Origin of the sequence: Pseudorhodobacter antarcticus (genome assembly GCF_900110135.1) — a bacterium.
Lineage (GTDB): Bacteria > Pseudomonadota > Alphaproteobacteria > Rhodobacterales > Rhodobacteraceae > Pseudorhodobacter > Pseudorhodobacter antarcticus.
The window spans coordinates 1-2,676 of the sequence record NZ_FOCO01000097.1 but is presented as its reverse complement, the minus strand read 5'-3'; the positions used below and the strand labels follow the sequence as shown (position 1 = coordinate 2,676).

Here is a 2,676-nt window from a genome sequence, read left to right as displayed (position 1 = left end):
TAAACGATCCAACCACCACCACAGACAAGCATTTCAAAATGCTTGTCTGTGGCTCTTGTTTCGCACAAAAGCTGGGACCTTCATAAGACAAGCAAGAGTGATGTATTCTCCCAGAAATCGTTCGATTTCAACAGTCGCGACATAAACGGTGCCGTTCAGGTCTGCGATGGCCGAAGCAGGCGCAAGCGAAAGCCGAGGACCGCCACGCTTTGCTTGGAGCAGCTTTTTGACGGACTTCGGCGAAATACCGAGGGTCCTTGCAAAAAGCGTGACACGGTTGAGGTCAGGTCCGCGCCGATCTTTCGCCAATGACAATATTGCATGGCGATCAAACCGCAGGTGATCGAGCCGCTGGACGCCGTTCAGCAGACGGGTCCCGCGAAGTTGTCCAGCGAGTTGCCACTGCAGGATCTCGGCCGTTGAAGATTTGCCGGCGATAGCCGCCGTCAAGCTGACGAAGTCTTTAGATTCAGCCGTGTCATGCCGAGTATCGCGAAGCACCTCGTCCTTGAAGGCCTCCGGATCATCCCGGTTGAACTGACCCCAGGGTCTGGCTGATCTGATCGTCCGCGATCGGCGTGATAGAAGTGATCAGCCCGTGTCGCGCGAGGACTTCGGCCTGGGTTTTACTGCACCCCAACACATGCTGAACCTTGTTCAGATGAACCGAGTTTGTGATCCTGGTGACCAGACGCTCGCCCTCCTCAGCCGGAAATACCCACTGATTGAACGCTGCGTCGTCAGCCGTTTCAGGAATCATCCCTGACTTGCGCATCACCCGGTAAAGCCGCCACCGATTGATCCCCGTCGCATTGGAGAGCGAATTTACGGAATGGACGCGCCTCTGGGTGATCTCCTGACCCAGAATGACCTCTCCCGGTCCGATCGCGAAATTGTCGACGATCGCGTCGCGCAATATGTCCCGAAACGGGCCTGAATCTTGCGCACTGCTGGCGTAGTTCAACCAGTTGAACACAAACCCATAGGCCGCCTGCGGCCCTGCGCGGCCGCTGGTGCGTCCGCCAGCAACCCGCAAACGCCGGAAGACATCAAGCATCTCATCTGGACCTGAGGAACAGACTTCGAACCCGATATCGCCCACCCGCGCCCACTCCTCCTCTGTATAGGTTATCACCTGCGCGTTCGGCCCAGCCTCGATCAACGCGCCCAGCATCTCGCGCCTTGACTGCTGGTGCGATGTCCTGACCGTCCAGCCATGCGCTCCCTGCCCCACCCGTCGTCATTCGGTCCACAACATAGCGTTGGAGCGGGCCGGGTGTGAGAACCTCAGTGCTGGCAATGTCTGCAAGCTCAACATCATGCTGAGCAAACAGCCCCGGAAGGTCAAAGGCGTTGACAGGATCGGGTGCGGCCAACTCTGTCAGGCGCACATTATGGACCGGACAGGCAACGACGGGACGCATGAGCCAGGCCCACCGAAGTCGGCTTGCACCCTCGGCGACACCCGAAAATCCATCGGCATCAGCACGAAGGCAATCAGGACAAAATCTGGCAACGTCCGCCGGACGACCGGAAGCACAAGCTTCTGTCCCCGGAGGTGAAAAACATCGGCCCCATCCTGACGCAGGGTGTGGTATTCGGCGAGGCTCCCGCAGCGCGAAATCTGTCCCGGATCCTCGTCGCTGTCGTGAATGACCATCTGCACCACGAAATGCCCGTGGGCGGATCAGGGGATTTCTTTTCGCGCTCTCGAGGGGCGCGGTTCTTTCCATTCGTATTCGGAACTCATATGTTCAGTCCATAATTTCAGGCCCGGCGGCGAACGCCCCGGCGATTGTTGTTTGACTGGACTGGGGACTTCCGGTATTTCATACCTTGTAAGCGAAGTTTTCTCAGCCAGTGTTGAGATGCAAAATCCGGACCCGGCCAGGTCCGGCTTTTGTGTTTTAGGGCTACGTCATTGGTCCTCCCTTTCGCCCGGGTATGCGCTTCCAGTCCATGCGAATTGGAGAGGCGCAGTTTTTGTTGTTTTCAGGCACGTTAAAAATCACTGTGCTGACTGAATGATTCGAGTTAAAAAACTGATTTTCATTGATGTTTTGGAATTTACTAAGGCTATCTTTTTTCCGGGCGCCTACTTCCGGTGCGGTAAATTCCACCTCATCGAACCCCTGGAAAAAGTCAGCTTTTGCGCGTGACACCTTGGTCGCCTGCAACACTGCACGCGACCTTGTCCAACCGTCACCGGCCGTATGGCTGTAAACAGACAGATTGCCCGCCCCGGCACAAAAATGTGTCAGTAAAAAAAGCACGTGCGAAAGCCCGACGATTGTTGATCGATGGACCTTTCGCCGTCTGGCTGCACACGCCTGGCTCAAGGGATGGGGGTCCCGTTTCCGCCGCCCCGCTTTCATGCACTAAGATGATGTCCTACCTACCGGGCTCTATCCTGTCCCGATTTCCTGAGGGTGTGCCGCCCTCGTGACCCTTACGATGATACTGGATCTGGCAGTTTGAGTCTCATCCGAGGCGTAAGAATCGCGATTCTTTTTCGATTCCGTTTTTTGCCCTACGGCAAAGGGAAAAAATTACGGACTATAATTTATCGGCATAAGCAAACTGCAGTTGACCGCCGGCTCTGTTGCACAAATGGTCTGACGGTGAGGGTTCCCCTATCCCCGGACAGACTTATCCCACGACTTCTGTAATGGGCGT

General features: G+C 56.0%; 4 protein-coding genes. All 4 read right to left on the bottom strand.

Annotated features, from left to right (window positions below; all coding sequences use genetic code 11):
* Positions 1 to 33: 33 nt before the first annotated feature.
* A complete protein-coding gene (locus tag BMY36_RS18955; RefSeq protein WP_074819090.1) occupies positions 34 to 501 on the bottom strand; it encodes a hypothetical protein in 468 nt (155 codons plus the stop codon).
* Between the two features lie 22 nt (positions 502 to 523).
* Positions 524 to 1,174 carry a hypothetical protein gene (locus tag BMY36_RS18950; protein WP_050520615.1) on the bottom strand — a complete coding sequence of 217 codons (651 nt, stop codon included), beginning with the start codon at positions 1,172 to 1,174 and terminating at the stop codon, positions 524 to 526.
* Positions 1,059 to 1,733 carry a TniQ family protein gene (locus tag BMY36_RS21000; protein WP_074819085.1) on the bottom strand — a complete coding sequence of 225 codons (675 nt, stop codon included), beginning with the start codon at positions 1,731 to 1,733 and terminating at the stop codon, positions 1,059 to 1,061. Before BMY36_RS21000 ends, BMY36_RS18950 begins: the two co-directional genes overlap by 116 nt.
* Before the next feature lie 180 nt (positions 1,734 to 1,913).
* Positions 1,914 to 2,180 carry a hypothetical protein gene (locus BMY36_RS19745; protein WP_139194164.1) on the bottom strand — a complete coding sequence of 89 codons (267 nt, stop codon included), beginning with the start codon at positions 2,178 to 2,180 and terminating at the stop codon, positions 1,914 to 1,916.
* Positions 2,181 to 2,676 lie beyond the last annotated feature (496 nt).

What these genes read in the sequence shown, in the direction of transcription:
- BMY36_RS18950 (WP_050520615.1), bottom strand. Translation starts at nt 1,174, where the DNA reads ATGCTGGGCGCGTTGATCGAGGCTGGGCCGAACGCGCAGGTGATAACC.
- BMY36_RS21000 (WP_074819085.1), bottom strand. Translation starts at nt 1,733, where the DNA reads ATGGAAAGAACCGCGCCCCTCGAGAGCGCGAAAAGAAATCCCCTGATC.